The 26,935-nt window shown below is 53.9% G+C and carries 27 protein-coding genes; 9 read left to right on the top strand and 18 right to left on the bottom strand.

Going from position 1 to position 26,935, the window contains the following annotated elements:
- The first annotated feature begins 70 nt into the window (after positions 1 to 70).
- Both ACTU44_RS18105 and ACTU44_RS18110 read left to right on the top strand, forming a co-directional pair.
- On the top strand, positions 71 to 865 hold the full coding sequence (locus ACTU44_RS18105) for a DUF4198 domain-containing protein (RefSeq protein ID WP_114098515.1): 795 nt from the start codon (positions 71 to 73) through the stop codon (positions 863 to 865).
- On the top strand, positions 865 to 1,389 hold the full coding sequence (locus ACTU44_RS18110; protein WP_114098514.1) for a carboxypeptidase-like regulatory domain-containing protein: 525 nt from the start codon (positions 865 to 867) through the stop codon (positions 1,387 to 1,389). The genes ACTU44_RS18105 and ACTU44_RS18110 overlap by 1 nt, the downstream gene beginning before the upstream one ends.
- On the opposite strand, the gene ACTU44_RS18115 is transcribed toward ACTU44_RS18110, so the two are convergent.
- A complete protein-coding gene (locus tag ACTU44_RS18115) occupies positions 1,372 to 2,271 on the bottom strand; it encodes a DMT family transporter (protein WP_114098513.1) in 900 nt (299 codons plus the stop codon). The genes ACTU44_RS18110 and ACTU44_RS18115 overlap by 18 nt on opposite strands.
- 196 nt (positions 2,272 to 2,467) lie before the next feature.
- Here ACTU44_RS18115 and ACTU44_RS18120 point away from each other — a divergent pair, with 196 nt between their 5' ends.
- On the top strand, positions 2,468 to 3,229 hold the full coding sequence (locus tag ACTU44_RS18120) for a PH domain-containing protein (protein WP_114098512.1): 762 nt from the start codon (positions 2,468 to 2,470) through the stop codon (positions 3,227 to 3,229).
- A gap of 13 nt (positions 3,230 to 3,242) precedes the next feature.
- On the opposite strand, the gene ACTU44_RS18125 is transcribed toward ACTU44_RS18120, so the two are convergent.
- Both ACTU44_RS18125 and ACTU44_RS18130 read right to left on the bottom strand, forming a co-directional pair.
- Positions 3,243 to 3,863 (bottom strand): substrate-binding periplasmic protein, encoded by a 621-nt coding sequence (locus tag ACTU44_RS18125; protein ID WP_114098511.1) that lies wholly within the window; start codon positions 3,861 to 3,863, stop codon positions 3,243 to 3,245.
- 675 nt (positions 3,864 to 4,538) lie between these two features.
- Positions 4,539 to 5,168, bottom strand: a complete 630-nt coding sequence (locus ACTU44_RS18130) for a substrate-binding periplasmic protein (RefSeq protein WP_147251989.1) — start codon at positions 5,166 to 5,168, stop codon at positions 4,539 to 4,541.
- 401 nt (positions 5,169 to 5,569) lie between these two features.
- On the opposite strand from ACTU44_RS18130, the gene ACTU44_RS18135 reads away from it, so the two are divergent.
- On the top strand, positions 5,570 to 6,469 hold the full coding sequence (locus ACTU44_RS18135; RefSeq protein WP_114098509.1) for a DMT family transporter: 900 nt from the start codon (positions 5,570 to 5,572) through the stop codon (positions 6,467 to 6,469).
- Positions 6,470 to 6,529: 60 nt separating this feature from the next.
- Here ACTU44_RS18135 and ACTU44_RS18140 read toward each other — a convergent pair whose 3' ends face one another.
- The 8 genes from ACTU44_RS18140 to flgB form a co-directional block, all read right to left on the bottom strand.
- Positions 6,530 to 9,151, bottom strand: coding sequence for a hybrid sensor histidine kinase/response regulator (locus ACTU44_RS18140; RefSeq protein ID WP_114098508.1), 2,622 nt, complete (start codon positions 9,149 to 9,151; stop codon positions 6,530 to 6,532).
- Between the two features lie 237 nt (positions 9,152 to 9,388).
- The gene (locus ACTU44_RS18145; protein ID WP_114098507.1) at positions 9,389 to 11,392 is read right to left on the bottom strand and encodes a methyl-accepting chemotaxis protein; all 2,004 of its coding nucleotides are present in this window, start codon (positions 11,390 to 11,392) and stop codon (positions 9,389 to 9,391) included.
- Positions 11,393 to 11,605: 213 nt separating this feature from the next.
- Positions 11,606 to 12,676, bottom strand: a complete 1,071-nt coding sequence (gene flhB / locus ACTU44_RS18150) for a flagellar biosynthesis protein FlhB (protein WP_114098506.1) — start codon at positions 12,674 to 12,676, stop codon at positions 11,606 to 11,608.
- A 50-nt stretch (positions 12,677 to 12,726) separates the two neighbouring features.
- Complete coding sequence (gene fliR / locus ACTU44_RS18155) at positions 12,727 to 13,491, bottom strand: flagellar biosynthetic protein FliR (protein WP_114098505.1); 765 nt, start codon at positions 13,489 to 13,491, stop codon at positions 12,727 to 12,729.
- Between the two features lie 68 nt (positions 13,492 to 13,559).
- Positions 13,560 to 13,829, bottom strand: a complete 270-nt coding sequence (fliQ, locus tag ACTU44_RS18160; protein WP_068517466.1) for a flagellar biosynthesis protein FliQ — start codon at positions 13,827 to 13,829, stop codon at positions 13,560 to 13,562.
- Between the two features lie 166 nt (positions 13,830 to 13,995).
- Positions 13,996 to 14,322 carry a flagellar hook-basal body complex protein FliE gene (gene fliE / locus ACTU44_RS18165; RefSeq protein WP_114098504.1) on the bottom strand — a complete coding sequence of 109 codons (327 nt, stop codon included), beginning with the start codon at positions 14,320 to 14,322 and terminating at the stop codon, positions 13,996 to 13,998.
- Between the two features lie 46 nt (positions 14,323 to 14,368).
- Entirely contained in the window at positions 14,369 to 14,776 is a 408-nt protein-coding gene (gene flgC, locus ACTU44_RS18170) for a flagellar basal body rod protein FlgC (protein WP_044829525.1), read from the bottom strand.
- 23 nt (positions 14,777 to 14,799) lie between these two features.
- A complete protein-coding gene (gene flgB, locus ACTU44_RS18175; protein ID WP_114098503.1) occupies positions 14,800 to 15,201 on the bottom strand; it encodes a flagellar basal body rod protein FlgB in 402 nt (133 codons plus the stop codon).
- 282 nt (positions 15,202 to 15,483) lie between these two features.
- Here flgB and csrA point away from each other — a divergent pair, with 282 nt between their 5' ends.
- From csrA to fliP, 5 genes are all read left to right on the top strand, one after another.
- A complete protein-coding gene (gene csrA, locus ACTU44_RS18180) occupies positions 15,484 to 15,762 on the top strand; it encodes a carbon storage regulator CsrA (RefSeq protein WP_114098502.1) in 279 nt (92 codons plus the stop codon).
- A gap of 246 nt (positions 15,763 to 16,008) precedes the next feature.
- On the top strand, positions 16,009 to 16,437 hold the full coding sequence (locus ACTU44_RS18185; protein WP_114098501.1) for an EscU/YscU/HrcU family type III secretion system export apparatus switch protein: 429 nt from the start codon (positions 16,009 to 16,011) through the stop codon (positions 16,435 to 16,437).
- Entirely contained in the window at positions 16,434 to 16,769 is a 336-nt protein-coding gene (locus ACTU44_RS18190) for a hypothetical protein (RefSeq protein WP_114098500.1), read from the top strand. The genes ACTU44_RS18185 and ACTU44_RS18190 overlap by 4 nt, the downstream gene beginning before the upstream one ends.
- A 175-nt stretch (positions 16,770 to 16,944) precedes the next feature.
- Positions 16,945 to 17,346, top strand: a complete 402-nt coding sequence (locus ACTU44_RS18195) for a FliO/MopB family protein (protein WP_114098499.1) — start codon at positions 16,945 to 16,947, stop codon at positions 17,344 to 17,346.
- Positions 17,343 to 18,161: a flagellar type III secretion system pore protein FliP gene (gene fliP / locus ACTU44_RS18200; protein ID WP_181850272.1), complete on the top strand. Its 819-nt coding sequence runs from the start codon at positions 17,343 to 17,345 to the stop codon at positions 18,159 to 18,161. The genes ACTU44_RS18195 and fliP overlap by 4 nt, the downstream gene beginning before the upstream one ends.
- A gap of 146 nt (positions 18,162 to 18,307) precedes the next feature.
- Here fliP and ACTU44_RS18205 read toward each other — a convergent pair whose 3' ends face one another.
- The 7 genes from ACTU44_RS18205 to ACTU44_RS18235 form a co-directional block, all read right to left on the bottom strand.
- Positions 18,308 to 19,627 carry an SEL1-like repeat protein gene (locus ACTU44_RS18205; protein ID WP_114098498.1) on the bottom strand — a complete coding sequence of 440 codons (1,320 nt, stop codon included), beginning with the start codon at positions 19,625 to 19,627 and terminating at the stop codon, positions 18,308 to 18,310.
- 99 nt (positions 19,628 to 19,726) lie between these two features.
- Positions 19,727 to 23,227 carry a hypothetical protein gene (locus ACTU44_RS18210; protein WP_114098497.1) on the bottom strand — a complete coding sequence of 1,167 codons (3,501 nt, stop codon included), beginning with the start codon at positions 23,225 to 23,227 and terminating at the stop codon, positions 19,727 to 19,729.
- Positions 23,228 to 23,229: 2 nt separating this feature from the next.
- On the bottom strand, positions 23,230 to 23,955 hold the full coding sequence (locus ACTU44_RS18215; protein ID WP_114098496.1) for an OmpA/MotB family protein: 726 nt from the start codon (positions 23,953 to 23,955) through the stop codon (positions 23,230 to 23,232).
- Positions 23,955 to 24,839 carry a flagellar motor protein MotB gene (locus ACTU44_RS18220; protein WP_114098495.1) on the bottom strand — a complete coding sequence of 295 codons (885 nt, stop codon included), beginning with the start codon at positions 24,837 to 24,839 and terminating at the stop codon, positions 23,955 to 23,957. Before ACTU44_RS18220 ends, ACTU44_RS18215 begins: the two co-directional genes overlap by 1 nt.
- An 11-nt stretch (positions 24,840 to 24,850) precedes the next feature.
- The gene (locus tag ACTU44_RS18225; protein WP_114098494.1) at positions 24,851 to 25,492 is read right to left on the bottom strand and encodes a protein phosphatase CheZ; all 642 of its coding nucleotides are present in this window, start codon (positions 25,490 to 25,492) and stop codon (positions 24,851 to 24,853) included.
- Positions 25,493 to 25,527: 35 nt separating this feature from the next.
- Positions 25,528 to 25,914 (bottom strand): response regulator, encoded by a 387-nt coding sequence (locus ACTU44_RS18230; protein WP_114098493.1) that lies wholly within the window; start codon positions 25,912 to 25,914, stop codon positions 25,528 to 25,530.
- Between the two features lie 216 nt (positions 25,915 to 26,130).
- Positions 26,131 to 26,868 carry a MotE family protein gene (locus ACTU44_RS18235; protein ID WP_114098492.1) on the bottom strand — a complete coding sequence of 246 codons (738 nt, stop codon included), beginning with the start codon at positions 26,866 to 26,868 and terminating at the stop codon, positions 26,131 to 26,133.
- Positions 26,869 to 26,935: the final 67 nt, after the last annotated feature.

A 26,935-nucleotide genomic window follows, 5' to 3' on the forward strand; every position in this document is an offset into this window, starting at 1 on the left:
GACATGTATGAACAATTTTGAAAAATTCATACCACCTGTTTTACAGACCTAATTTCCCAAAGGATAGCAGATGTTTCAATCAAAGTTCGCACGCGCCCTGATAATTGGTGCGACCGGATGCCTTTTGGGCAGCGCAGCGGCAGCCCATGAATTCATTGCCCGCACGAGCCAGACAGATGTCGCCCCCGGCAGCAGTGCGGTCCTGACGATGGATTCGACCCATCAGTTCGGCATCCCCGAAGAGGCCGAAGCTACCAGCCATGTGCGCGCCCAACTGATCACACCAGCGGGAAAAACCGACCTTGAAGTGGTCACAAACCCCGATGCCCCCAATCTTGTGGCGTCCTTTACCTATCCTGATCAATCAGCCTGGCTCCATAGCCATCGCCTTCCGGTCGTGTGGTCGCAAACGCCTGACGGCTGGCTTGAAGGCAGGCTTGATCAGCATGCCGATGCAATCACATCAACGCGGTATGAAAAATTCGCCAAACACCTGGTTGGCGGATCGCAAGAAAACGACCTCATCACCGCAGCACTTGGTGACAAACTTGAAATCGTGCCGCTTGCCGATCCGCGCAAAACCGCAATCGGGGCCGATGCCGAGTTTCAAATTCTGCTGGATGGCCACCCTTTAACGACAACTGTTCTTGCGACCTATGCCGGGTTCACCGATACCCCGTCATCCTGGGCCTATTACAGTGAAACACTCACCGACGAGCACGGCAGTGCAATTGCCAAAGTCCGCATTTCGTCACCGGGTCTTTGGGTTGTACGTGTCGCAGCCGACGTTTCCGACCCGCAAGAAGATGTTCGGGTTCACAACCTGCGTGCCACGCTGAGCTTCTATGTGGATGGTCAGGAATAATGTTCGCACGCCCTCTTCGATGGCTGCCAGTTCTTCTGGTCCTGCTTTTTGCCGGACCAGAAGATGCTTTTGCCCATGGGGCTGGATGGCAGCTGGTCGATAGCGATACGACGGTTCGCTATCGCTTTGGCTATACCGACGGAAGCCCGATGGCTTTTGCCGAAATTGTTATTACCGCTCCGGACGGGAAAATCTGGCAAAAGGCGCGTACAGACCGGACGGGCCATTTCGCCTTTGCCGTAGACCCCGCCTCAGAAACGGACGGTCCCGCCGGAAAATGGCACTTAAAGGTCGCTGACGGCATGGGGCATGTCGTGCAACTAAGCCATCAGCCGGACAGCGCACCGAACCCCGAACAAACCGAACATGCATCATCCAATGCAATGCAAGGCACCTCTGCGCTGTTTGACCTGCCCCTTTGGGCAGATATCCTGTTCGGGTTAAGCCTTTTGGCCAACCTGTTTGGCGGCTTGCTGATCTGGCGCCAACATGCCTGGAAAAAACTGTCAGTGCATGAACAATAGTGCAACACCGGCAAAGGCAAGGCAGGTTCCAGCAACGGCCTGCCAGCCGACCGGCTTGCGCATGACCAGTCCTTCATAGACGATCAGCAAGACTGGCGGCAAAGCCATCAATGTCGAGGCAATCCCGACATTGGCATTCTGAACAGCCGCCATCGACAGCCACACCCCGATAGCAGGTCCGATTAACGCCCCAAGCAGCAACCACTTGCCAACATCAGGTGCAATACAGGCAGTAACGGTCCGTCGCACCCGACCCAAAAGGATGGCAATGCCCCACATGACAATGACGGCAACCAGCGTTCTGATCCAGGTCGCTGACAAGGCGGAATAGCCATCAATCAATGCATATTTCGCGGTGATCAGATTGGCGACCTGCCCGATCGCCCCGCCAAGCCCGAACAAAATCCCCAGAACATAGTTGCGCCCGCCGAGGCCGACAGGTCGCCCCTTTTTACCAAGAATAACAATCAGAACACCACTGACGCCAAAGGCGATGCCCGCGATTTCAATCGGGCGCAGGGTTTCGTCAAACAGCAACCATGCCAGAACTGCCCCCATGATCGGTACGGTCGACATCAACAACATCGAAAGCCTTGCCCCGATCAGGACAAAGGCCTGAAACAGCATGGCGTCCCCGATCACAAGCCCGACAATGGAAGACAGGCTGAGCCAGCCAAGCTGTTCCCAACTTACGGCCGCAGGCCAGGGGGATCCTTCAAGCAGCAAATGCAAAACCGTCAGACAGAAAATCGAACAGGCCAACCGCCCGCGATTGACCGTCTGGGCCCCGGCCTTGCCGCCAATATTGGAAAAGATCATGCTTGATGTTGCCCAGCACAGGGCGGCGGTAAAGGCGGCTGCCTCACCAAACAGGGGGATCATGGGGCGCGTTTCCTGTCATTGATATCATACCGGACTTTTGACCGGCTTCGGGCGTTGGGGGCCAGCTATCCATAAGCGCAAATTTGGGGGCGTTTGCAATCTGAATTATCGGGGCTAACGGCATCGCGGTCGCAACTTCTTGCGAATTTCTGCATGCATCGTATGTTCATGAAATCACGCATTTAAGGATCCAAGCATGACCAAGGCCCGACAAAAAGACAGCAACGGTAAACCGTTCAAGGGAATTCGCCGATACCTTCATGACGGTGAAGTCGTGATCATGGATTTGCCGATATCGGCGGTGTCGGTTCTCGTCCCCGGTTTGATCAAGATCATCTGGATTGCCGCCCTGATCTATGCGTCCTATCACTGGCGTGAAATTTACAATTTCCTGATGCCGGAATTCCGGAGCCTTCTGACCGGGCCCGAGGCATTTGCCGCCCTTGACCGGATCTGGGAGGAATATGAATTCGTCTTTTCCTTTGCCCTGATCGGTTTGATCCTGGCAGCCATTTCGATTGTCTGGAGCATCCTGCGCCGCGTCCTTGGTGTTTCAACACGGGCCGCAAAAGACAGCCTGCTTTTGCCCCTGACCGCGATCCGTGATCTGTTCTTTTTTGAACGCGTCATTACCAATAACCGGATTGTCACGCGCAGCGGTGTTTTGCGCAAAGATCAGGATGATCGCGGGTTTGAGGCGATCAAATCCACCCGCATCAGCAAAAGTGTTGTCGGCAATATCTTTGATTATGGTGATCTGCATATCACCGACCGGATCGGGCATACCTTCACCCTGCATCAGGTCAGCCATCCCGAAGATGTCGCCAAGCAGCTGTCGGATTTCTTTGGGCGCGTTTACGCCAATCAGAACCAGAACGCCCCGATCGACATCACCCATCTGGGCTCAAATCAGGCGATTGAAGCTGATCCTCAATCCACACGCACACCGGAAATGTAAGGAATATCCGGGCTTACAGGCCTGCGAATGAATGTCCTTGGGCGTAAAATTCACGCAGAATACGGGCGACGTCCGGCACCAGGTTTTCATGTTCTTTGGAAAGCCAGATATAGGCACCGCTCTGTTTCAGGACGACCTTGTTCATCCCGGCGAGTGTATCCCTGTATTCGCGAAGGTTCAGATCATCGATCAGAAAGGCATCAATACGACCCTTTTTGAACATCTCGACCATCAATTCGTAGCTCGGCACAGTGATCGTGTTTTCATGGCCTTGCGACAAACTATCTGACCATTCTGTGCCGCGACGTATCCCGAGAGTAGCCTGAGAGATATCTTCAATCGCTGACACCTTGAAATCACGGGTGACAAGAATGGCCTCACCGATGATCAGGGGAACCGGCACCATAACCATGTCTGCTGTCTTGTATGGCTCGAACCCTTCTATCCGAAGTAATTCACCATCCACTTCACCATCAAGCAGCATTTGTGCCGATCTGGCAGCCGGATTGTAACTGACAATGAAACAGGGACTCTGCAGGGCAAAAAGATGTTCAAGCTCTTCGCCGACTTTCAAGCCAAGATAGTCGTTTGGTGAAGATAAAGACAGACAGTTACGCGCCTGTGCTGACGACATAAAGGTCAAGCATACTAACGAGGCCAGAAAAACCCGGGCAACGGACGATAACGGCAACGACGCAACTCCGGTCTCAACCTTTTCAATCACTTTGGATCAGGCACTTAGCAGATCAGCTCCGTATCAGGCAAGGAATTCAGTTGTTCTGGTTGTCGGTGTTCACATGCCCTTGGTGCCGACGGCACATATATGATTGTCTGTATGGCAGAACCGGGAAGGTAAAGCCATTGTAATTGCGCCGGATACCTGTCGGAATCAATTATGTTCTGACACGGTCACGAAGGATGCTGGCGCATCAATCCCATCTGCCTGCGCAGACGGTAGCAATTCAAATGATAGCAACAAGGCCACGATAAAAATAATAGCCACCATGCAGGATCGTGCGATCCCGGTCGACGTGCGTTTCGCCATTCTTACCCCCAAGCCAGCATCACGACAGGTTCATTTATCGAACCTTGTTCATGTACTGTTTCTCGCCTGTTTTCCGGTCTTCATTTACTGAGTACCGGACCTGTTCGTATTCTTTTTTGGTCTTGTCGGCGGAATGTTACCGCCAACCGGATTCAACTATAGATAAAAACGAAACAAACATGCAAGAAATCTAAATCACCACCGTGGATTTAAAATATCCAGTCAGGACATCGCGCACATCACATGGCTTCGTACCGTCGCAGCCTAGGGATTTACGATCCGAAGATAATTCGCAGTTGCCATGTCAAACCGGGGCATCAAATAGGCAAATTCTGCTTTCAGCCAGCTATAAACAAAGAACTCGTCAACAGGGACAGCCTTAAACCCGTCGGGAACACCCCCAGAGATTTCCAGCGAATAGGCGTCAAGCAACATGGCATCAATCCGCCCTTCTTGAAGCATCTGCTTTAGCATATCTGCCCCTTTGGGGACTTTGACAACATTCGGATAGTTCGCAATAAGCTTCTCTGGCCAGGTCGCGCCCAACGGCACGCCAAGAACCTCGTTGTTCAGATCCTGGATGCCAGCTATCGGGCCGTTGCTTACGACCAGAAAACCTTTAAGCCTGCCAAGAACGACCTCACCATGCACCATCGGCACGTCAAACTGTTCGTGAAGATCATCCCGCGCGGCAAACACACCATCAATTTCCCCGGAACGGATCTCGGAAAATGCCCTTATTTGTGGCAATGCGACGGGACGAACACACAGACCGGCCTCTTCCATCACCCGACGATACAGTTCCAGTTTCTGGTCATCGACGTGAATTTCCGGCAATGCAATACGCAGACAAACCTGATCAGCCTGAACCGGTGACATAGAAGCCAGTGACAAAACCAGCCCGAGCAAAGTGTATGCTGCAAAAACACAGTTTCGTTCGAAACCGCGTTTGTGATTTGGCGTCACCTTGTTTGTCGCAGGGCGTCCGCTTTCCCGGCTATGGCGGCCCAAACAAATCGTCACGATTTCAGCGACACCTTTTACATTCTATCAAGCGATTCTGATTTGCTGTTCGTCAGGATAGGACGGCTGCGGTCATTTGGCTATATCTAGAAATACGACATCATGATGTCTTTTCGCGCTTGACCAAATCCATTGCCCCACGCACCATCGCGTCGCGGTGACCTGCCGCAACTTCGGGGCCTGCGCCACCACCATGACACGTCCCCGGTCTTTCAAAATGTCGCGCCACATCCCTGACGGATGAAGGTGCCCCAACGCCGGACGTCGACCAAATGAAATTCGGGGATATTGCCCGTTACCTGTTCCTTGCCATCGTGTGGGGATTTTCATTCCTTGTTGTTATCAAAATCGTTGAAGCCTTTGGCTGGGTGGGCGCTGTCACGTTCCGCGCTTTGATCGCCGCCGGATCGCTTTATCTGTTGGCCCGCCTGTTTCGTCGGAAGCTGGATTTCGCGGCTGGCTGGCGTCCGTTTGCCATTGTCGGGGCAACCACGGTTGCCGGACAATTGATCGGGCTGTCTTATGCGGCCCCGCGGATCGGAACCGCCATGGCGGCGATCTTTGTTGCCGCCATTCCACTGTTTTCCATGATCATCAGCCAGCTTTGGGGCCTTGAACGCGCCACCCGTCAAAGCTTTGCCGGTCTTGTTCTGGGTATTGGCGGCATAGTGCTTCTGGTTGGTTTTCCAGCTGTTCCGGTTACGACCGAATTTGCACTGGGATGTGTGGCATCCGTCCTAGCTGCATTCTGCGCCGCCTTTGGCAGCAACTATGCCAGCCGTCACTTGCGCGAAACGGGCAATTGGGAAACCACCATCGGCGCATTTCTGACTGGCGGATTGATGACCTTGCCACTGATCCTTGCCGTACCGCTTGAACGCACACCGGTCGCAGAAGACTACATGTATCTGATCATCGCGGCCGTACTGATGAGTGTTTGCACCTATATCGTCTATTTCCGACTGGTCGCATCCATTGGCCCGACACGGGCTATCAGTGTGGAGTTTCTGGTGACGGTGATCGCGGTATTTGTTGGTGCCACCGTACTTGATGAAAAGCTTTCCGCCATGCAGTTCGCAGGCGGGGTCACGATCATGGTTGGCTGCGCACTGGTCTTGAATCTTGTGCCCGCCTGGATGCGCCCGCGCGCCCAAATGCCCGATATCCCGTGACAAGATCACGCCGAAGAACAAAAGAAAAAGGCGACCGCATGCTGGTCGCCTTTTTTGTGATTAGAGGACTTCCTTGACCTTGGTCGCAAGATCCTTGAGCGAGAAAGGTTTGGGCAGGAAATGCACACCGTTTTCCTCGTCAAGCTCGTCGCGATAGGTATCTTCGGCATAGCCCGAGATGAAGATAACTTTGAGTTCCGGTTTTTTCTCGCGCAGCATGCGGATCAGGCTGGGGCCGTCAATGCCGGGCATGACGACATCGGAAATCACAAGATCAATGGTCTTGTCGGTCTTGTTGAGGACCTCAAGCGCGTTTTCACCATTATTGGCTTCGAGCACGTCATAGCCCTTGCTGCGCAAGGCACGCGCGCCAAAGGTCCGCACTGCATCCTCATCCTCGACCAGAAGGATCGCACCGGTCCCGGTCAGATCGCGTGACGGGGCTTCTTCGGTTACGGCCTGGGTTTCGGCCAGTTCCTGTTCGGTCGCCTCATAGCGCGGAAGATAGATGGTAAAGGTCGTGCCTTTGCCTTCCTCGCTATTGACCGCAATAAAGCCGCCAGTCTGTTTGACGATGCCATAAACCGTCGAAAGACCAAGACCGGTCCCCTCGCCACGCTGCTTGGTCGAGAAGAAGGGCTCGAAAATGCGGGTCAGATTGTCTTTGGGAATGCCGATGCCGGTGTCGGTCACCTTGATGCCGATATAATCGCCGGGCGGAATGACTTCGGTGCCGGTTGCAGTCGGTTCATCGACGATCTCGCTGCTGGTCTGAACCGTCAGCGTTCCGCCCTCACCCGCCATGGCATCGCGCGCATTGACGACAAGGTTAATGATCACCTGATCAAGCTGGCCCGGATCGACCTTGACCAGACCAATGTCACGGCCATGGGTGACTTTAAGATCAATCTTCTCGCCAATCAGACGACGCAGCAGGTTCGACATTTCTGCAAGCGCATCAGTGATATTGATGATTTTCGGCTGCAGGGTCTGACGACGGGAAAACGCCAAAAGCTGCCGGACAAGATTGGCAGCACGATTGGCATTCTGTTTGATCTGCATGATGTCGGCAAAGCTCGGATCACCCGGCCCATGGCGCGATAGCAGCAGATCACAGAACCCGATCATCGCGGTCAGAAGATTGTTGAAGTCATGGGCCACCCCACCGGCAAGCTGACCGACAGCCTGCATTTTCTGGGACTGGGCGAACTGTTCTTCCAGGTTCTTCTGTTCGGTCGTATCCAGGAAGTTCAGAAGCAACGCCCCGGCTTCGCCTGAGCGGCCCGCCACACGTTGCAGATAAATCTGCGCGGCCACCCCTCGGGCACCTGCAAGGCGGGCTTCGATCTGACCGCCCTTACCCATGCCCATCACGGCCTTGGACAAATAGCGGGCCACTTCATCACGATCCTCGGGCAGGATCAGCTCAAGGATCGAGCGCCCCACGACATTGGAATGCTTCTGACCGGCGGTTTGCATAAATGCACGGTTGGCATCGGTCACCGTGCCCGACATATCAGCCAGAACGATCGAAAGCGGGCTTTCATCAAAGAACCAGCGCACCCGGCGCTCGGTCTCGGCAAGGGCGTGTTCCCATTCATGGGCGGGCATCGGATCAGGGAAGATCACGGCCTGACTGCGGACCGGACCTGTGCCCGGTGCATTGATCGAATGGGTCACAAAGCAGCGAATGGGTTCACCGCCAGACACCTTGAATTTGACTTCACCGTTGATCCCGTCGCCAACAATCAGGTCAGCCAGTTCGACCGTACCGTCATTGAACTCTTCGGGTTCCCCGCCAAGCCAGCTTGCCAGACGACGGTTGAGATAAAGAATGCGGCCTTCTTCATCCAGCCCGCATACCCCCACCGGAAGCCGTTCAATCATCTGATCGGCATGCTCAAACCCGCCCGCGGCCTGGGCAACCGGCAAGCTCGACACCATTTCAGGCGCAATCGGTGCAGACAGGGCAAAGCTGGGCTGGCTTTCGGTCGATGGCAGCAACAGCGAAGCACCGCTTTCCGACATGACAGAGCCATCAACACCATCAACCGTCCAAAGCATCTGACCGGCACGGGCATTTGCCTCGGTCACGGAAATGCGCAGGCAGACAACTGCTCCCGCTTCCGCATTTTTGGCTGCATCAACCGTGTTATCGACGTCAGTATTTTCTGCTTCGCCGCCGTCAGGCGCGGCGGCATCTTCGGAAGTTGCGTTATCGGCTTCGAACTTTTCAGAACGCGACAGATCAACAAACATCTGACCGCTCTCACCACGCATTGCACGTGTGCGCAGTTCGGCCAGATCGTCACTCCCGATCCCCAGAAACGACAGGCGCGCTTCAAGCGCGGACAACATGTCCGATCCGGGTTCGATACCAAGTTTGCGTGAGAAGGCAGGGTTGGCATAAAGGGTGCGGCCATAGGCATCAATCAGCGCAATGCCGATGTCGGATTTGCCAAAACCGGAAATCAGCGGTCCGAGCTCGGAATGACCGCCATTGCGCCAGCGCGCAGACAGGGCCAGCGCCGCCACCGAAATAATGGCAACGCCCGTGACCATCGCACCGATGATCCACATTAAACGCGCATCAAGGCCTGCCTTTGCCAGAACATCCATCAGGACAAAGACAAACACAACAAATGCGACACTTACAGCAAGGATGAGCCCCCGAAACAGCACGCGACCGCCTTTAACGACAATAACTTATCAAAATAGTCTATACTTTTAGCTGGTTATCACGCGACTGGCTACCGGCAAGTTTTGCCGACACCTTTATCCCGCGCCGTCACTGTTTCGACCAACCACACAAAACACCGCTGATCAAACAGCAAAAAGGCAGAACCATTTCCGGTCCTGCCTTCTCATCAGATTGTCGGGCGATCACGACGATGCAAGCCCGTTGCGATGCTTTGTCTTTTAACGCGCCAAGCGTTTAACCTGTGCTTCGTCAAGTTTTGTTCCATCAAACTCGACACTAACATTGCCGTCGCTGACATTGCGGACAACCGCCCGCATGGAACCAGAAATGCCCGGAAGTTCGAGATCGATCTTGCTGCCCTTGCCAAAGTTTTCATTCGACACCAGCAATGCCCCCTTTTCCGAGACGTTTTCAAGTTTGGCCCGTCCGGATTTGCCGCCATAGCGATAGGAAATCTCGACAACAGACGGATGACGCTTGGAAGTCCGGCGATCAACATCGGATGTCGAGGTACGAACAACCTCCACCAGAACAACGCGCAGATCACGGACGGCGTCTGCCACATTCTGTGCAAGCGTTCCGACCTCAGCGGCCATACGACCAGTTTCGGAAGCCTCGGTTGAAACTTCGCTGATCCGCATCGAGACTTCGCGCGAAGCTGATGCTGTTTCACTGACGTTGCGCGCGATTTCGGCCGTTGCAGCACTCTGTTCTTCAACAGCAGCAGCAATCGCGGTCGAAACTTCGTCCATCTCGTGAATTTTCTCGGCAATCATTGCCATAGCCTTGACCGCAGAGTCCGTTACCGCCTGAATTTCAGAAATCTGGCGGGCGATTTCATCAGTCGAACGACTGGTCTGGGTCGCAAGGTTTTTGACCTCCTGCGCGACCACGGCAAAACCTTTGCCAGCGTCACCGGCACGGGCAGCTTCAATCGTCGCATTCAGGGCCAGAAGATTGGTTTGTTCAGCAATACCGGAAATCAGCTCAACCACTTCGCCAATGCCGCGGACACTGTCGGCAAGCTGTGAAACCGTGGTTTCGGTCGAACGGCTTGCTTCAACAGCATCTTCGCTGACACGGTTGGCCCGTGCAATCTGACCGTTGATTTCACCAAGCGAAGAATTGAGTTCTTCACCCGCGCCGGCGACGGCTTCGACGGTTGCCAGTGCCTGCGAAGATGCTGCCGCGACGGTTTCGGAATTCCCCTGAACCAGATCAGCCGAGCTCGACATACGCTGGGCAGCATTTGCAAGCTCATTGGTCTGCCCGGAAATCATTTCAACAACACGGCGGGTTTCACTTTCAACCCGTTCAGCCATCTGCATCAATGATTGCTGTCGCTGTTTTTCAGCCTCTTTGCGATCAGCTTCCTGCTGCTCGCGCATTTTAAGGTTACTCAGACCTGTCTCGCGGAAGACATGCATCACCCGAACCAGATCCCCGATTTCATCCTTGCGATCCGATTTATTGAGCGACAGATCATAATTACCATCGGCCAGTTGACCGAGCATATTGACACTTTGGGCGACCGGGCTGGAAATACGGCGATGCATGACCCACGCAATCAGCGCACAGATCAGGATCGAGGCAACGGTAACAGATGTTGTCAGCCAGAAAATCGACTGTACATTTTTTTCGAGGCCGACCAACTTCTCAACCAGTTCCGCTTCGACAGAACTCGCGTAGGTATCTGTATTGTCGACCGCAACTTCCAGTGCCGCAGACAGCTTCTCGGCGGCATCGTCAAAGCTGCTCATCATCTTGTTGCCGACTTCCGGGCCACCATCGATGTAACCCTGCGCCATTTTCTTGCCAGCTTCATAATAAGCAGGGAAGGCAGCCTCGACGATATCAAGCGAACTCAACAGTTCTGTCTGACCAAGCTTTTTGGCCAGATTTTTCGCGACAATAAGGTTCTCGGCAAGCCCCTTTGCCGCGACTTCTGCCTCGTCAAAACCGTCATTAAGGCCATCAAGCCCGCGAGTTGCGGAAATGTCGCTGAGCCATTGCTGAACCTGAATGACGTTATAGCGTGCGCCTTCGATACTTTTGATCAGATCAGGGATATCCGTGCTGGCAACAACACCGATCCTTACCGCCTCCGATGTTGCCTGACGGCCGTCTGAATTAACAGCACCGATACCAATAGCTACGATGATCAACATAACAACGATGATCGCATTAGACAGGAAAATCTGCCCGGATATCCTTAAATTCATCAGATTAATCTCACCATCTCTGACCGTCGCACGAACTCACACGAACGAGAACGCATTACATTCGTATAGTATGATAACCACCAAAAGGGAACTGCAATATTCAGATTATCGCGACCTACCAAATCTGCCTTGATCCAGATCGCTACAATTCAGAATTTTTACAGTTTCTATGACGGGGAAACATGACAGGAAACTGAACAGGTGCTGTTCGCCCTAACCCAGCTTCTTGCCTTTTTGGCGGAAGACGAAGGAGATGATTTCTGCAACGGCCTTATAATGTTCTGGCGGGATTTCCTGATCGACTTCCACGGTTGCGAACAGGGCACGGGCAACCGGCGGGTTTTCCATGATCGTGATTTTGTGTTCTTCGGCGACTTCACGGATTTTAAGCGCGATATTATCCTGCCCCTTGGCAACACAAACCGGGGCTGCCATCGCACCAACATCATATTGCAAGGCCACCGCATAGTGCGTCGGGTTGGTGATGACAACGTCGGCTTTTGGCACGTTCGACATCATGCGTTGTTGGGCGCGTTGCATCCTGATCTGACGGACCTTGGCCTTGATTTCCGGGCTACCTTCGGTCTGCTTATATTCGTCCTTGATTTCCTGCTTGGACATTTTCATCTGTTTGTTGAACTCGTACCTTTGATAGGCAAAGTCGAGCCCGGCAATCACCGCCGTCAGTGAAATTGTCGCGATCAGCAAGATCACAATCATGTCGTAAAGCCGTTCAAGAGTCAGGCCAAGCGACATCTGGGGATAGAGTTCGATATCAAGCAGTTCGGGCATGATCACGACGGTCAGAACCACCCCTACCAGCACAATCTTGCTGACGTTTTTGACAAACTCGACAAGGGTTTTTAGCGAAAACTGGTTCTTGAGCCCGTTGAGCGGATTGAGTTTGTCGGGTTTCGGCTCGATCCGTTCAGCGGCAACAACAATACCGTTTTGCATGATATGCCCGGCAGCGGCAAAAAACACCAAAAGCACAAACGGAATGCCCAATACCCAAAGCATGCCCAGAATGACATCCTTGAACAGCAAGGGTATCCCGGCATTCGATACATCAAGCATATGGGGATGTTCGATAAAACCGACAGCAAGGTCACGCACGCCCTGGGCCATGGTCGGCCCCATCATCAGGATGACCAGACCACCACCAAACAACAGCATGAAGTTACCGACTTCCTTGGAAACCGGCACCTGACCCTTTTTTCGGGCATCCTCAAGCTTTTTACTTGTGGGGTCTTCTGTCTTTTGGCTGTCGTCTTCTTCTGCCATGCATAAACTCATGCTGGGCGGATACCGGAACCTTGCCCGGCCAATCCGCCTTACGGATTGAGAAACGCCTCAAGCCCGTTCTCGAAATATCCAAGATATGCCATCATCATGGATGGCAGGGCCAAGGTCAACAAAAGCAAGGCCAGCGCAATCTGAATTGGCATCGCAACAAAGAAGACGGGCAATTGCGGCATCAGTTTATTGAGCAAGCCCAGGGCAATCTGCAAAACGATGGCAACGATCAGGAAAGGTGCCGACATCTGCATCGCAATCACAAAACTGTCGTTCAATGCCCTTGAAAAGAATTCGCTCATATCGCCTACCGGAAGGACTCCACCCGGTGGGAACAGGGAATAGCTTTCAAAAACCGCCTGAATCATCAAATGATCCATCCCGGTTGCAAACAGTAACACCAAACCAATCTGCATCAAAAGGTTGCCCGTCACCGCACTTTGCGCCCCTGAAAGCGGATCAGCAGTAAAGGCGTTCGCCATTGAGGACAGATAGGCAATAATCGACCCGGCTGTCTGAATACCTGCCATCATGACCTGTGCGAACAGTCCGAAAAACAGCCCGACCGTCACTTCATATCCGATCACAAGCAAAAGCGATGGTGCATCGGCCGGCTGTGGCGGGAATAACGGCCCGGCAAGCGGTGAAATCACCACGGCAACCCAGAACGCAAAAACAAGACGTGCTCGTGCAGGAACCGAACGCGCGCCAATGCCGGGCATATAGGCAAACGCCGCCCCCACCCTGGCGAATGTCATCAGGACGACATAGACATTAAGCGTAAGAAGCTCCTGAAGATCCATCTTGTCTTTGACCGCCTTGCATCAGAAGCGTTCCGGACGCGCTCTGGGCCAGCATCCCCGTTTCGTCGCTAATTGGGTAACCCGATGAAATGATCGACCATCCGCCCCATAAACTCGGTCATCTCCGTGATCATCCACGGCAGCAACACCAGAAGGGCAATGAAAATCACCAGGATTTTCGGAACAAAGGTCAGTGTCATTTCCTGAATCTGGGTCAGGGCCTGAAACAGCGCAATAATCAGACCGACACCAAGCGCAATTAGCATCAACGGCGTGGTCACCTTCAGCAGTGTCCACACCGCGTCATAGGCCACATCCATGATTTCAGCTTGATCCATCGGTCTTCCCGCCTCGCCTTCATACGCAGTACATTGAAGTACCACTGTTATTCATACAGGATTTGGCGACATGATTGCCATGATTTCCTGTATCCCCGACTGCCCAAAACAAAAAACCGCACGATTGACGTGCGGTTCTGTCACAGGATGTCGATCACATAAAAGATCAGACCGGCATGTTCAAAATGCTCTGATAGGCTTCAAAAGCCTTGTCACGAACCGAGACCACAGTACGCAGGGTTACCTCGGCTGCCGAAACCGCCGTGACAACTTCATGGAGTTCCGCGTCACCGGTGATGGCCTTCTGGGTCATTTGTTCACTGTTGGCCATGGTCGCGCGCGCATCATGAGCAGCACCACGAACCATGTCGGCAAAACTTTCCCCCGGATTCACCTTCGTACCGGTGCCGGTTACGGTTTCCGCAACGGTATTGGTCTTGCCCGAGGCCGCATTGCGGTAGGCAGAAATGGCATCGTTGAAGCTGGCGACCATGGGTCTTGTTCCTTAAGCGTCTTAACTGTCTTTGGATATCGACTGCCTATTGCAGAATATCAAGGGTCTTGAGCAACATGCTGCGCGAAGACTGGATCACATTGAGGTTGGCCTCGTAGGAACGCTGTGCTTCACGCATATCCATCATCTCAACAAGCGTTTCAACATTCGGGGTCTGAACATAGCCCTGATCGTTGGCCGCCGGATGGCTTGGTTCGTACTTCATACCAAAATCGGAACGGTCTGGCATTACCTTATTGACCTTGACCATTTCCACACCGACCTCACGATCCATGACGTTCTTGAAGGTCAGAAGCTTGCGTCGATACGGGTCCTGACCCGGTGCGGTCGGAAGACTGTCGGCGTTGGCCACGTTTTCCGCAGCAATACGAAGACGGGTTCCCTGTGCGCGCATGCCGGCAGCCGAGATTTTAAAAGCCTTGTAAAGTTCCATGGTTCTAACTCTCCAGCTTCGGATTACACGCGACCAAGGGCCGAAATGAACATTGATTTCTGTTTGGCATACAGCCGGGTCATGGTCTGATAATCGACCTGGTTTTCGTTCATCTTGACCATCTGTTCTTCAAGGATGACGGCGTTTTTGCCCGGCGCGACTTCATAGTTCTTGCGCACTTCCTCGTCCTTGAAGTTCTGGGGTTTTTGAAGCCCCTGACTATGGCCCGGCGTGGTTGCCTCCATCGCAAGGATGAACTGGCGGTCACGACCAATATTCTTCGGGTCGAATTTCTTGAGATCGCTGGCGCGGTAGTTTGGCGTATCGGAGTTGGCAATATTCTGCGCAATGACTTCCTGGCGCTGTGTCAGCCAGTCCATCTTTTCTTTCATGTTGGCGAACATGCCAAGTTTGCCGATATCCATTTCCTGCTCCTTGTCTGCGCTTTCCGAGTATTGATTGCGCGGGTAAAGCCGACGTTAACGCCATCGCCCTGATCGGGACCGGATCCCCCGGACGGATGATTTTGCCGCCTCGATTGACCTTGCAAACTGAAATGCATGAAGCGTGCCAAAGACCAAAAGATCTTTGAAATTGACGGCATTTCACCCAATTAACGGCGGGCACTAGACCCCGCGTTTGAAAGCGGGCATATTGTGTCCGATCTGGTAAATTTTGTTTGCCATCTATCGAAACCGGGACACTGTATGCTCTATCTCACACGAAAAGTTGGCGACTCCGTTGTCATTGATGACAATATCGAAGTCACCGTCGTTGAGGTCCGTGGCAAGACCGTCAAGCTTGGCTTTACCTTCCCCGAAGATGTTCAGGTTCTTCGACGCGAACTCTATGACCGTATTCAGGAAGAAAACCGTTCGGCGGCCGTTAGCGAAGACATCATTCGCCATCTCGGCGGGGTGAACAGTCCGGCCAAGGACACCAACGAAAAAGAAGCAGACACCGACGAGAATGTCGGCAACAGCTGATTGATCCGGGCAAGGCCGGAATGACCGGCGCCTGTAATATATCTTTTGCCTGGCAACAGGCACCGTCATCTTCCGGGCAGGTAGCCAGGATATTGACCCCCGATCCGGCTCTCTCCCGCTTTTTTCTCTTCGAGAATTTCCTCGCCTGTCCGATGCTGGTTCGACAACGATTTGTTGACCATCTCTGATCTATGGTCGAGGCTTGATGAAGAGATCAGGCAACAGCGTCCTGAATTGAAGGGTCGTATGAGCGGGAAAAAAACCACCTATGACATCACCGACGAACCGGCAGGCAGGACAGGCAATCTTGCGGCACCGGGCGAAGATGGCCAGAAAGCCGTCGCACTTCGGTATGCACATGGACGTGACAATGCCCCCATATTAAGTGCCAAGGGCGAAGGCAGCGTTGCGGAACAGATATTGCAAGTCGCTTTTGCCAACGGGATCAAGGTCCGCAAGGACAGTGATCTTGCTGAAATTCTGATGGCAGTCGATGTCGATAGCGAAATCCCGCTGGAGGCCTTTGCGGCTGTTGCCGAAATTCTGAACTACATCTATCGGATCAACCGCATTTACGGTGGTTCGTCACGCAGCAAGACCGAACCACAAGACACGGTCAAGGCGACGACATCATTTGATCGAAATTTTGATCGCAACGGGGAAGGCCAGTCATGAGCCCTGAACAATTCAAGCCCGATCAGTTCAAGAAGGATCTAAAACGCGTTCTGTCCCTGATCCGGACCGGACAGAGATATCTGGACGATGGCAAGGTTGTCGAGTTATCGGCCCTTGAACACCGGATTGCCGATCTGTGTGAACAGGCACGCGCCATGGATCCCGAACAGCGTAGCGACATTGCGCCGCTTTTGGCCGCTCTTGGTGACGAACTCGGACAGCTCGAAACCAACATGCAGAAAGAATATTCCGATATTCAGCGCCAGTTGCGCGGCATCAGTAACACCGCACAGGCAACAAATGCCTATGCGCAGGCTGCCCGCACCAAATAGGCCGTGACCGGCCAAATGGCTGATTTCAAACAAACTGCCATCGATGATCTGTTCGATGGCAACTTGCCTGTATGTCGGTGGCGCGGTAAACAGAAATACCGATGGCAAACACAGACAACAATCACATCGGTCATTCTGACCAGAGTTCGGGATTGTTCACGGGGAAAGCGACCTGATGGATTTAAGCGCCTATTACCGGTTTGTTGCCGCTCTGCTTTTTGTGCTGGGGATTATTGGCATCTTCGCACTGGTTGCACGGCGGATTATTCCCGGTGCGCGCAATATCAACCGACGGGGTTCGAAGCGTCGCCTGTCCGTGGTTGAAGTTGTTCCGGTCGACACAAAAAGACGACTTGTTCTTCTGCGTCGCGATGATACCGAACATCTTGTCATGCTTGGTCCGCAGGGCGATATGGTGATTGAACGCAATATCGGCACCCATTTTGTTGATCTGATCGACACATCAACCACCGACCTTGCCCCCGAGAAAGACAAAGCCGATACGTCATCAGATATACCCGAAGCAACCCCGACCGGTCCGCGCCCGACGACCAACGACAGGAACAACCCTGCATGAGCCGCACCGACCTAAAGACACCCACTGCCCCCAAGACACAACCGGGCAAAACAGGATGGCACGCGCCGCGCTGGTTGACCTTGTGTGCGACTTGGTCGCTGATCCCTTTGATCGCACTGATTGCCGGTGGCGACACGGTTCAGGCACAGACCTTTAATTTTGATCTTGGTGATGGCCCCGGTGTGACGTCATCGGGTCGCCTTATTCAGTTGATCGGTCTGATCACGGTTCTGAGCATTGCACCTGCCATCCTGATGATGGTGACGTCCTTTACCCGAATCATCGTGGTGCTCAGCCTGCTCAGGACCGCTCTTGGCATTCAGCAATCCCCCCCAAACCAGGTCCTGATCAGTCTGGCGATGTTTCTGACACTGTTTATCATGATGCCGACCTTGGAACGCGTCTGGGACGAGGGATTGCAGCCGATGATCAACGGCAATATTGACGAATTCGAAGGGTTCGAGCGATCCGTAAGACCGGTTCATGATTTCATGATGACGCAGGTGCGTGAACGTGACCTTCAGCTGTTTGTCAATCTGGCCGGCGTTGAAGTCACCACCCCCGAAACCATTCCGCTGCGCTCCCTGATCCCGGCTTTCATGATCAGCGAATTGCGCCGCGCGTTTGAAATCGGCTTCCTGCTGTTTATTCCGTTCCTGATCATCGACATGGTGGTCGCCAGTATCCTGATGTCGATGGGGATGATGATGCTGCCACCGGTCATCATTTCCCTGCCATTCAAGCTTATCTTCTTTGTAATGGTCGATGGCTGGTACCTGATTGCCGGATCGCTTGTCGAAAGTTTCGGGCGTTAGCCAGGGTAACTCAGCATCGACCACAATGATAAAAGCCGCCAAGCACAAGCTGGCGGCTTTTTTCGGGGTTTCACCCCTTTACTTCCCTAGACTCAGGCACTCTGGCAGTTGCCAGATCCCCCATACGCACATCGTGCGCAAGACCGTCAGGACCGTCGTCTGACGGTCTTGAATACATCTTGTTCAAGCGGTTTCAGACCAAAGCTGCCCCGGCGCGGACCAGGGTTGTCGGCCACGAATTTCTCCGCAATGTTACGTTCACGCTCTGTCATGCGGGCGTGGATTGCCCCCATCTCGCGCTGGGCCTGACTGCCTTCTGTCGGTGACGACATCCGCAGCCAGTAATAGGCAAGAATGTTATCCTGTTCGACGCCACTGCCAATCGCATAGAGACGCCCAAGGGCTGCCTGGCCATTCGCGGAACCCTTGCGGGCCGCACGTTCATACCAGGTGGCAGCGCGCGCCATATCAACCGGCACGCCAAGACCATGCTCATACATCACCCCGATCAGGTGATAACCACCCGGATGCCCAAGCTCGGCCAGATCCATCGCCAGATCAAGCGCACTGGAATAATCGGGTTCGCGATGGGGCACGCCGAAAATCAGGATTTGCGTCATCTGATATTTCGCAGATGCATCGCCCTGATCGCAGGCATTCATCAACATGGTCCAGCCGCGATTGAAAAGCTTCAAATCCGGCGAATGACAGAAATACATAGCAAGGTTTGCCTGCGCATAGGCATCGCCTTCGCTTGCGGCAAGCTCAAACCAGCTGATGCTTTCGGCAATATTGCGTTCCGCGCCAAGCCCGACACCCAGCGCATAGCCAAGTGCGGATGCGGCTTCGATGCTGCCGGCGCGTGCTGCGCGCATGTTGAATTCAAACGATTTTGCCGGATCACGGCGCACGCCGCGGCCTTCAAGATAAAGATAGGCAAGAACGCTGGCCGCAGACGGATCGTTAAGATCGCTGGCGCGTTCGAAATATTCGATTGCCTTTTCGTCATCCTGGGCAACGCCCCAGCCATTCAGATAGCAGACACCAAGATTATAAAGCGCTGCGACCGAACCGAACTCGATGGCTTCTTCAAACCAGTGAGCGGCGGTTTCGGCATTTTCCTGAACGCCCAATCCCTTGGCATACAGATAACCAAGATTATTGGCCGAAACCGGTTCGCCAGAGGATGCTTCTTCATGGAACCAGTAGGCCGCTTCACGGTACCACTGCTGCCCCTCGCCCAGATCTTCGGAAACACCGAGTCCCTTGCTACGCATATAGCCATAGCAAACGGCTGCAAATGCACGGCTCTGGCGGTGAATCTGGTCCAGAATACGACGGGTCGCAGACTCGTCGCGCGGCATTCCATCGCCTTGAAAATGTTTCTGGGCAAGCGAAAGCTGTGCAAAAATGTCCTTTTCGACATTCGCATCATCGTAATAGACCATTTTAAGTGCACGATCCATCACAGCACTACACTCGCTATCACACGTTCAAACCAGCAGAAAATGGGCGAAAACCTCGCATTTTGGCGAACATCACCCACGTTACACATTTATCGAACGTTAATTTATAGCACTAAGCTGTGACTTTTCCAACTGGTCGCGATAGGTCGCAAGGAAGCCCTGAAAGTTTTCAACCTCGTCGACCTTGTCGGCAAGGGTACGGTAATCAATCAAGCCTTGCGTCGGAGATGACGTAATCAGATTGAATGCCTCGGCGAACGGGCTTTGTGCCATGCCCTCGCCGTAACGGCGTTTGAGCATGTTAAGTGTTCTTTCCTGACCAGCCATTGCAAGATTGACCGCCCAGTTCAAAAGATAGCGGGCGCGCTCATTCGAAATTTCACCGGTCGGGCTTTTTTCATCATCGCCGACAAGACGCTGGAAGGTCTCAGCCGCCGACATATAGTCCCGCGTCTGGCGATAATAATCGACCCGCAAAAGCTCCGCATTCTTCGAAAAATCACCTTCAAGAGACGCAATTGCCTCAGCTCCCCGGTCGGTATCAAGCAAAGCCCGCGCCTTGAGGTGGCGGCGCTGGGTTGACAGCTCGTCGGACAGATCGGGGGTCTCCGTATTGTCAATGACGCGTATTGTTTCCTCGGGCTTGCTATCAAGCAGATAGACCAGACCAAGTCTGGCCCCGACACGGGCCTTTTCAACCCCCTGCAGTCGGAAATCGACCTGATGTTCAAGAAGGTCCTCGGCACGTTCAAACAACTCAACATCGACCATACGGTCGGCAAGCCTGCGGATCAATTCATCCCCCTTCTCGCCCGCCGGGGTCAGTTCGCGGAATTCGTCATAAAGCGCAACCGCCTTGATCGCCGAAATATTGTTGATGTCATCGCCGAGATAGAGGTTCTCGAACGTGGTATGCATCATGTCAGTCGCCTCGGTTGCGACCGGCTTGTTCGGGAAGAAAATCGCAACCTGTCGAAGCGTATTAAGCCCGTCGCGAAAATCCTTGTTCTCGATTTGCAACTCGCCAATGCGTTTGAGCAACGCCATCTCGAAACCGTCGCCACGCCAGGCAAAACGCAGTTGCTGGAGCTGTTCGATCGCATCTTCGATTGTCAGGCGTTCCAGACGCATAAGAAGCTCGGTACGATCAAAAATTGCATGCGCGCGCGCCTTGCGGTTATCTCCTTCGGCCACCTGATCCCAGGTGGCGACCGCCTGTTCGAGTTCACCGGCCTCTTCTTCAAAGAACCCTTTGAGATATTGCACATCCATGATCTTGGACTCGGAAAGTCCATCCGTCAGCAGCATCTTGTCGATCAGATCCATACCCGCTTCCGGGTTGCCAACAATCAGGGCCTGCTCGGTCGCAAGCGGCCCTAACCGCGACAGAAGCTCTGGCGGATAGAAATCAAGGATGTGGACACTTTCAAGCAGATCACGCGCACCTTCATTCGGGCGCCCCAGTGCAGCAAGGGTCACAGCCCGCCACAACTGCATTTCCGGAATGGCGCGTAACCGTTCGTCTTCAAGAAGACGCTCTGCTTCGGCGTAATCGCGATACAGAAACTTCACAGCAGCCCTAAGCGCACGGAATTGCAGTTTCTGGGCAATCAGCGGATCGTCGCCTTCCATTGTGGAAACAACAGCATTGGCCTCTGGCCCAAGGCCGTTGGCCAGATAATATTGCGCAAGTTCAAGGCGGGCCTTGTTGCGGTGTTCATCTCCGCTTTCGGCAATATTGCCGCGCAGCTCGCGAATGGCATCATTGAAATCATCAAGTCCGCCACGCCGCCAGGTATCAAGATCAAAGATCAGACCTTCACGGCCATCACCGGTGCTTGCCCGCACACCGGTTGCCGAGGCCAGCAGACGCGCACCTTCGGGTGAAATGTTCAGGCCATCGGCGGCAGTAACAATTACGGCCTGCCCGTCATCACGACCGGCCACCTGAACACTTTCATTCATCGGCGCAACAACAACCCCCTGCACGGACGGCAACACTTCGAATTCCGGATAATTCAGGGCGACCTCGATGCCATAACCCGATTGTGTTGTTGTCACAACGCGCAGGGTATCACCGACTTCGGGATCATCAATCGGGACAATCGGCCCGACATCTTCAATCGGAACAATCAGGCGTGCACGGGTCTGGTCATCAAGCTCAATCGACGGACCCAGTTTTTCAACCGGCTGCATGGTGCCTTGCTGCAATGTCACACGCCAGTCACCGACTTCGGTTCTGGTTGTGTAAAGGCCAACCCCGTCCGGAATGGTCATCCGCAAGACGGTGGCATAGGGACTGTCGATCTGTTCGATTACCCCGATGATCTGTGACGCTTCCTGACGCACGGTTTCAAGATCAAGATTTGCCCGAACATCAAAGGCCATCCACAGGAAACCGGCACGCGACCATACCGCTGCCCCGCCGGGCTGCCCAAACGGGAAGCCCAATGTGAGTTCTGTCGTAGTCTGTTCAACCGTAACCGGCATTTCACCGATGCTGGTACGTTCCTGCGGCACCCCGCCTGTGCTACCGCCATTGCCCTGCCCGGCGGCAGCTGCGCGTGCCAGTGCTTCGGGTGAATTCGGATCCAGCACCTCACCGGTTGAAGCAGCTGGCTGCGTGTTGGTTCCTGTCTGGCTATCCGGCTGCGCATTTTGCTGTGCCGGGGCGACCGGGGCATCCGGCGCGGCGACGGCAACCGCTTCGTCCCGGGGTTCTGCTGGCGACGCTGAACGTGACTGTGCGGTTTCACTTGCGGGTGCGCGCTGGGCGCCCATGATGTCAACGACAACCTTGTTGCCCGAGCGGAAATGACGCAGCTGGCGCGCCGGGCTGGTTTCAATCACAACATCAAGCGGATTTGTCGCGGCCTGGCGAATACGCACACCTTCGGGCAGGCGTCGTGACAGACCCGTGGCATCAATGCGCGCCGGAGACTGAAAGGCAACCGTCTGCAATCCCTGATCGCCTTCCAGGGCATAATCCGTACGCGTTGGCCAATCAAAAACCAGCCGATAGAACGTCGGGTGACGTCCGACACGAACATCAAGAAGATCTGCTGACGCATCTGCCAAAGCAGTCGCATCTTCGGTTGCCACCGTTTCAACCGGGCTGGTCGGTGCGGGCGTTATTTGCGGCTTTTGTTCCGGGGTCGGAACCGATGGTACTGCCGGTTCCGGTGCAGCTACCGGTGTCGGCGGTTGCTTGTCCAGAATATCAAGGACAACGTTGCTTCCGACATTAAAGGCGCGCACTTCGTAATCGTCGCTCAGAACAAAGGCGACGGTGCGACCATCCGGATCAAAGAACCCATCCGAAACATATTTGGAAATCGGGGTCAGCACCCCGCGCAAGGAAGCAACAAGCGGCTCGTCAAAACGCACAACAAGCTGGTCGCCGATGATCTCGGCGCTGTAATTGACCGGCTTGCTCCATTGCAGAACAATTCGTCCATAACCGCTATGCAGCCCGGAGCGGATGATAACTGGATCAACCGCCTGGGCCATTGCTGGGCGCATTCCGCCTAGGGGCAACAAAATTGCCGTGGTGGTCGCAAGAACAACCGCCAGCAGGACGCGCACGGCAAGTTTTGCCATACTTACGTGCCTCCGATCCCGCTTCCACCATGAGGCTCGATGACGATGTCAACCCGGCGCGCCATTGCAAAGCGCGCCTCCTCATCAAGCAGCTTGGGAAGCTGGTCGTATCTTGATGCCGCAAATCCGTAAATATTTATGTAATCTGTGTAGCCTGATTTTTTCAGTTCGTTGGCAACAGCACCGGCACGGGCAAGAGACAGCTCCCAGTTCGAGGCATATTGGCCTCGCCCGCTAAGTGGTCGCGGATCGGTATGACCCTGAACACCAATACGGTTCCCGATATTGCGCAACACCCCGCCCAACACGAACAAGGCCTGCTTGGCCTTTGGCGTCATTTCAGAGCTGCCAGCGACAAACAGGATATCACCGGGAAGTGAAATCACCAGCTTGTCGGCATCACGCGACATCTTGGCGTCACCGAGAACCGGGTTGTCATCAATGGCGTCGTCAATCACAGCGCTCAGATAATCAAGGTTCATCGCCGGTTTGCGATAAACGCGCGGAATGTTCAGACTTGCCATCGGCTCGTCATTTTCTTCCTTGGGAGCGGGCTTGATGCTTTGCGACAGCGCATCAACAACCTCGTCCCAGCGGTCAATCTTGACCTTGGACATCGCAAACAGCATCACAAAGAAAGTCAGCAACAGCGAAATCAGATCGGCAAGGCTGAGCATCCAGACCGGCGGGCCACTCGGACCATTGTCTTTTTTGACTTCATCACTCATCAGCCACCTCCTCCGGCCTGCGGTCCAAGCGGAATGGGCTGGTTCACCGTGGGCTGATTGCCCCCCGGCAGCGGAATAGCCATTTTAGGCGGGATCAGCATCTGGCCAGACGCCCCGTTTGCCGCCCCGTTCCCACCTGTCCCCGCACCAGTACCGCCATTGGTAGAGGTGCCATTCTGACCAGTGCCGGTCGCACCGGTTTTCTCAATCGGAGCTGGTGGCTCTTTGGGGCCAAAATCCCAGAAAAACCGGAAAGTCGCGATAAACGGATCCGCGCCCGGATCAATACCGACATAAAGATGATTTTCCGGCGCGCCTGCATCAATCAGTTCTCGTGCAAAGGAACCGGCACGTGCGATCTGGAGATTGTTCTCGATCTCGATCACGCCTTTTGATTCAATCTGGCTGCCCATCACCATTTCCATCTCATAGGACGCATAGCCCTCATCATCGGCAAGGACAGATGCGAGCTGCTTCATGAAGCTTGCCTGCCGTTCCCTGATAAGAATGGAGTTGGGATCAAACAACTGATCAACATGCATGATGATTTCCATCAGCTTTCCGGGCTGAATGACTTCGACCCGGACAACCTTGATGGCGGTCTCAAACAACTGACCAAGCTTTTCCTGCATGTCTTCGGCCGCAACCACCGGGCCCTCAATCGAGGTCACGGTTTGCAAACTGGTCGTTGGCGGCAGAATGGCGGCAAAAGCGGAGGAAAGGCTTTCCTGCACTTCGCGCGTTTTGACCTCTTCAAAGGTCGAAATGGTATTGAGCAGAATAAAGAACGCCAGCAGCAGAAGATAAAGAGCCAAAAACAGCGCCACAGCCCCGTTGGCAGGGGGGGATGGTGGTGTGGGTCCGTCGTCCTCTATCTCCGCCATGTCAACGCCACTTAATTGAACATCGCGTCGATGTCAGCCTGCGAAACGCCTTTACCCTCAAGCTGAGGCCCGTTGAGCAAAGCTTCCTCGCCTTCCGGTTCTTTTTTCTGCTTTGGATTTGCGGCAGCATATTTGGCGATTTCGTCGCCGAATGCGGTGACCAGTCCCTCGACGCGTTCCTCGATGGATTTCAGGGCCTTGATCACCTTGGTGGTGCGCTGCCCGGTGATATCCTGAAAATTACAGGCTTCATAAACCCGCATGGTCGCATCGGTGACAATCTTGCCCTGTTCAGGGGGCAAGGTCGATGCGAATTCTTCGAGCACATCCATGGCGTCAAGGATCTCGTGGGTTGCCCCGGCCGTCGCATCCACAATGGCATCAAGCTCATCGGTGGCATTGGGGATATATTCGGCCTTGATATCGTCCGGACGAAGCGATGCAATCTCCGACTTCATCTTGCGGATGATGCCGGACAATTCATCAAGTTCACCAAACAGGCGTTTCTGATCGTCAGACGGCGCGTCCCCCATGAAACGGGAAAGCTGATCCATCAGATCAGACAGCTGCTCAACCTTCAGGTCATCACCATCAAGGCGTGCTCGAAGGTCATTTAGCAGCTTCCGGAGTTCGTCCTTGGACGCTTTGGACATAGCGGTATCGCGGGACGCAGGCCCCGCGCTCCTGATCAGAAATCGCCAATAACCGTTTTCATCTTGCCCTTCAACGTCTCGGCGTTGAACGGCTTCACGATGTAATTGGAGACACCGGCCTTTTTCGCCATCACGACGTTTTCGGTCTTGGCTTCGGCGGTAATCATGATGAAGGGGAGGTCCTTCAACTTGGCATCTGCACGGACTTCTTTGAGAAGCTGAAGACCGGTCATCGGCTCCATGTTCCAGTCGGAAATCACAAGACTGAACGGAGCTTCACGCAGTTTACGAAGCGCCATGCTACCATCTGTCGCTTCTTCAATATTCGTAAAGTTGAGCTGCCGCAGAAGGTTACGGATGATACGCAACATGGTTTTGTAATCATCCACAATCAGGATCGGCATATTCGGATCGACGGCCATTCACAACTCCATCAGCTATCTGATCTCTCACCCTTGCTGCATATTTCAACGCACACAGACAAGGCCCCTAATAATCGTGATGTACATATTTAATATTGGTTAATCAAGGTTTTTAACCAGAGATCAAATCATTCCATCACATTGACTATTCTCGAAAAATTGGCCGTTTTTCTATTTAAAGGCACGAAAATCGAAACCAACCTATTTTTGTAACCCCTATTGCAATGGCAGCATGTTTATATCTTGCTTATATGCCAGTTCAGCTGTCAATGCCCGCGCACGTTCCGGCGTCATTTGCGACAGAACAGCAGCAGTATTGGCCTCGCGCATCCCCAGCGCCACTTGCAACAGGATATCCATATCCAGATCGTTCCAAATCCGCGCAGCGTCTTTCGGTTTCATTTTCTCATAAACGCTGATCAGTTTCTTGATCCGGTCATCTTCCTGGGCTTCCTTGGTTTCGACCAATCCTTCGATGGCCGTTTTCAAGGATTTCATTTCTTCGATCTTGGCATCAATCCGGGCTTCGGCTGCCGCAATCAGGCTCTCGCGTTCGTCGAGACGCTGTTCCTTGCGATCAAGCTCGCCACGGCGCACCGAAAGGTTCTGAAGAAGGTCGATTTCTTCCTGGGTAAACAGGGTCGGATCACCGCCAAGGGTCGGCGCAATATCACTTGCGCTCGCCTCCCCCTCAAGCGGGGTACCTTCCATCGTCATCGCCGCCGGATCATCAAGGCCGGGGCCCGCAGCCTGGGAAGCTGCATCCTGTCCTGCAGGTGCGCTTGCCGGTGCAGGAGCCTGCGCCTGGGCCATCTGGACCATGCTTACACCTGTCGGCTGGGACTCAGAAGTCGCAACGACATCATCCCCTCCCGAAAACAGGTTCACCACCCGCATTGACAACACCATCAGTCCAACCAGAACAACCAATGGCAAGATACGCACACCAGACATCTATTCACCTAAGCAATGAGGCATCTTGTCCCATGCTCCTTCACGCTTCAATTATCTTTAATTCCAT

It is taken from the genome of Thalassospira sp. SM2505, assembly GCF_054901115.1.

Coding starts and splice junctions, on each gene's coding strand:
- ACTU44_RS18105 (WP_114098515.1), top strand. CDS start 71: ATGTTTCAATCAAAGTTCGCACGCGCCCTGATAATTGGTGCGACCGGA.
- ACTU44_RS18110 (WP_114098514.1), top strand. CDS start 865: ATGTTCGCACGCCCTCTTCGATGGCTGCCAGTTCTTCTGGTCCTGCTT.
- ACTU44_RS18115 (WP_114098513.1), bottom strand. CDS start 2,271: ATGATCCCCCTGTTTGGTGAGGCAGCCGCCTTTACCGCCGCCCTGTGC.
- ACTU44_RS18120 (WP_114098512.1), top strand. CDS start 2,468: ATGACCAAGGCCCGACAAAAAGACAGCAACGGTAAACCGTTCAAGGGA.
- ACTU44_RS18125 (WP_114098511.1), bottom strand. CDS start 3,863: ATGTCGTCAGCACAGGCGCGTAACTGTCTGTCTTTATCTTCACCAAAC.
- ACTU44_RS18135 (WP_114098509.1), top strand. CDS start 5,570: ATGAAATTCGGGGATATTGCCCGTTACCTGTTCCTTGCCATCGTGTGG.
- ACTU44_RS18145 (WP_114098507.1), bottom strand. CDS start 11,392: ATGAATTTAAGGATATCCGGGCAGATTTTCCTGTCTAATGCGATCATC.
- flhB (WP_114098506.1), bottom strand. CDS start 12,676: ATGGCAGAAGAAGACGACAGCCAAAAGACAGAAGACCCCACAAGTAAA.
- fliR (WP_114098505.1), bottom strand. CDS start 13,491: ATGGATCTTCAGGAGCTTCTTACGCTTAATGTCTATGTCGTCCTGATG.
- fliQ (WP_068517466.1), bottom strand. CDS start 13,829: ATGGATCAAGCTGAAATCATGGATGTGGCCTATGACGCGGTGTGGACA.
- fliE (WP_114098504.1), bottom strand. CDS start 14,322: ATGGTCGCCAGCTTCAACGATGCCATTTCTGCCTACCGCAATGCGGCC.
- flgC (WP_044829525.1), bottom strand. CDS start 14,776: ATGGAACTTTACAAGGCTTTTAAAATCTCGGCTGCCGGCATGCGCGCA.
- flgB (WP_114098503.1), bottom strand. CDS start 15,201: ATGGATATCGGCAAACTTGGCATGTTCGCCAACATGAAAGAAAAGATG.
- csrA (WP_114098502.1), top strand. CDS start 15,484: ATGCTCTATCTCACACGAAAAGTTGGCGACTCCGTTGTCATTGATGAC.
- ACTU44_RS18185 (WP_114098501.1), top strand. CDS start 16,009: ATGAGCGGGAAAAAAACCACCTATGACATCACCGACGAACCGGCAGGC.
- ACTU44_RS18190 (WP_114098500.1), top strand. CDS start 16,434: ATGAGCCCTGAACAATTCAAGCCCGATCAGTTCAAGAAGGATCTAAAA.
- ACTU44_RS18195 (WP_114098499.1), top strand. CDS start 16,945: ATGGATTTAAGCGCCTATTACCGGTTTGTTGCCGCTCTGCTTTTTGTG.
- fliP (WP_181850272.1), top strand. CDS start 17,343: ATGAGCCGCACCGACCTAAAGACACCCACTGCCCCCAAGACACAACCG.
- ACTU44_RS18205 (WP_114098498.1), bottom strand. CDS start 19,627: ATGGATCGTGCACTTAAAATGGTCTATTACGATGATGCGAATGTCGAA.
- ACTU44_RS18210 (WP_114098497.1), bottom strand. CDS start 23,227: ATGGCAAAACTTGCCGTGCGCGTCCTGCTGGCGGTTGTTCTTGCGACC.
- ACTU44_RS18215 (WP_114098496.1), bottom strand. CDS start 23,955: ATGAGTGATGAAGTCAAAAAAGACAATGGTCCGAGTGGCCCGCCGGTC.
- ACTU44_RS18220 (WP_114098495.1), bottom strand. CDS start 24,839: ATGGCGGAGATAGAGGACGACGGACCCACACCACCATCCCCCCCTGCC.
- ACTU44_RS18225 (WP_114098494.1), bottom strand. CDS start 25,492: ATGTCCAAAGCGTCCAAGGACGAACTCCGGAAGCTGCTAAATGACCTT.
- ACTU44_RS18230 (WP_114098493.1), bottom strand. CDS start 25,914: ATGGCCGTCGATCCGAATATGCCGATCCTGATTGTGGATGATTACAAA.
- ACTU44_RS18235 (WP_114098492.1), bottom strand. CDS start 26,868: ATGTCTGGTGTGCGTATCTTGCCATTGGTTGTTCTGGTTGGACTGATG.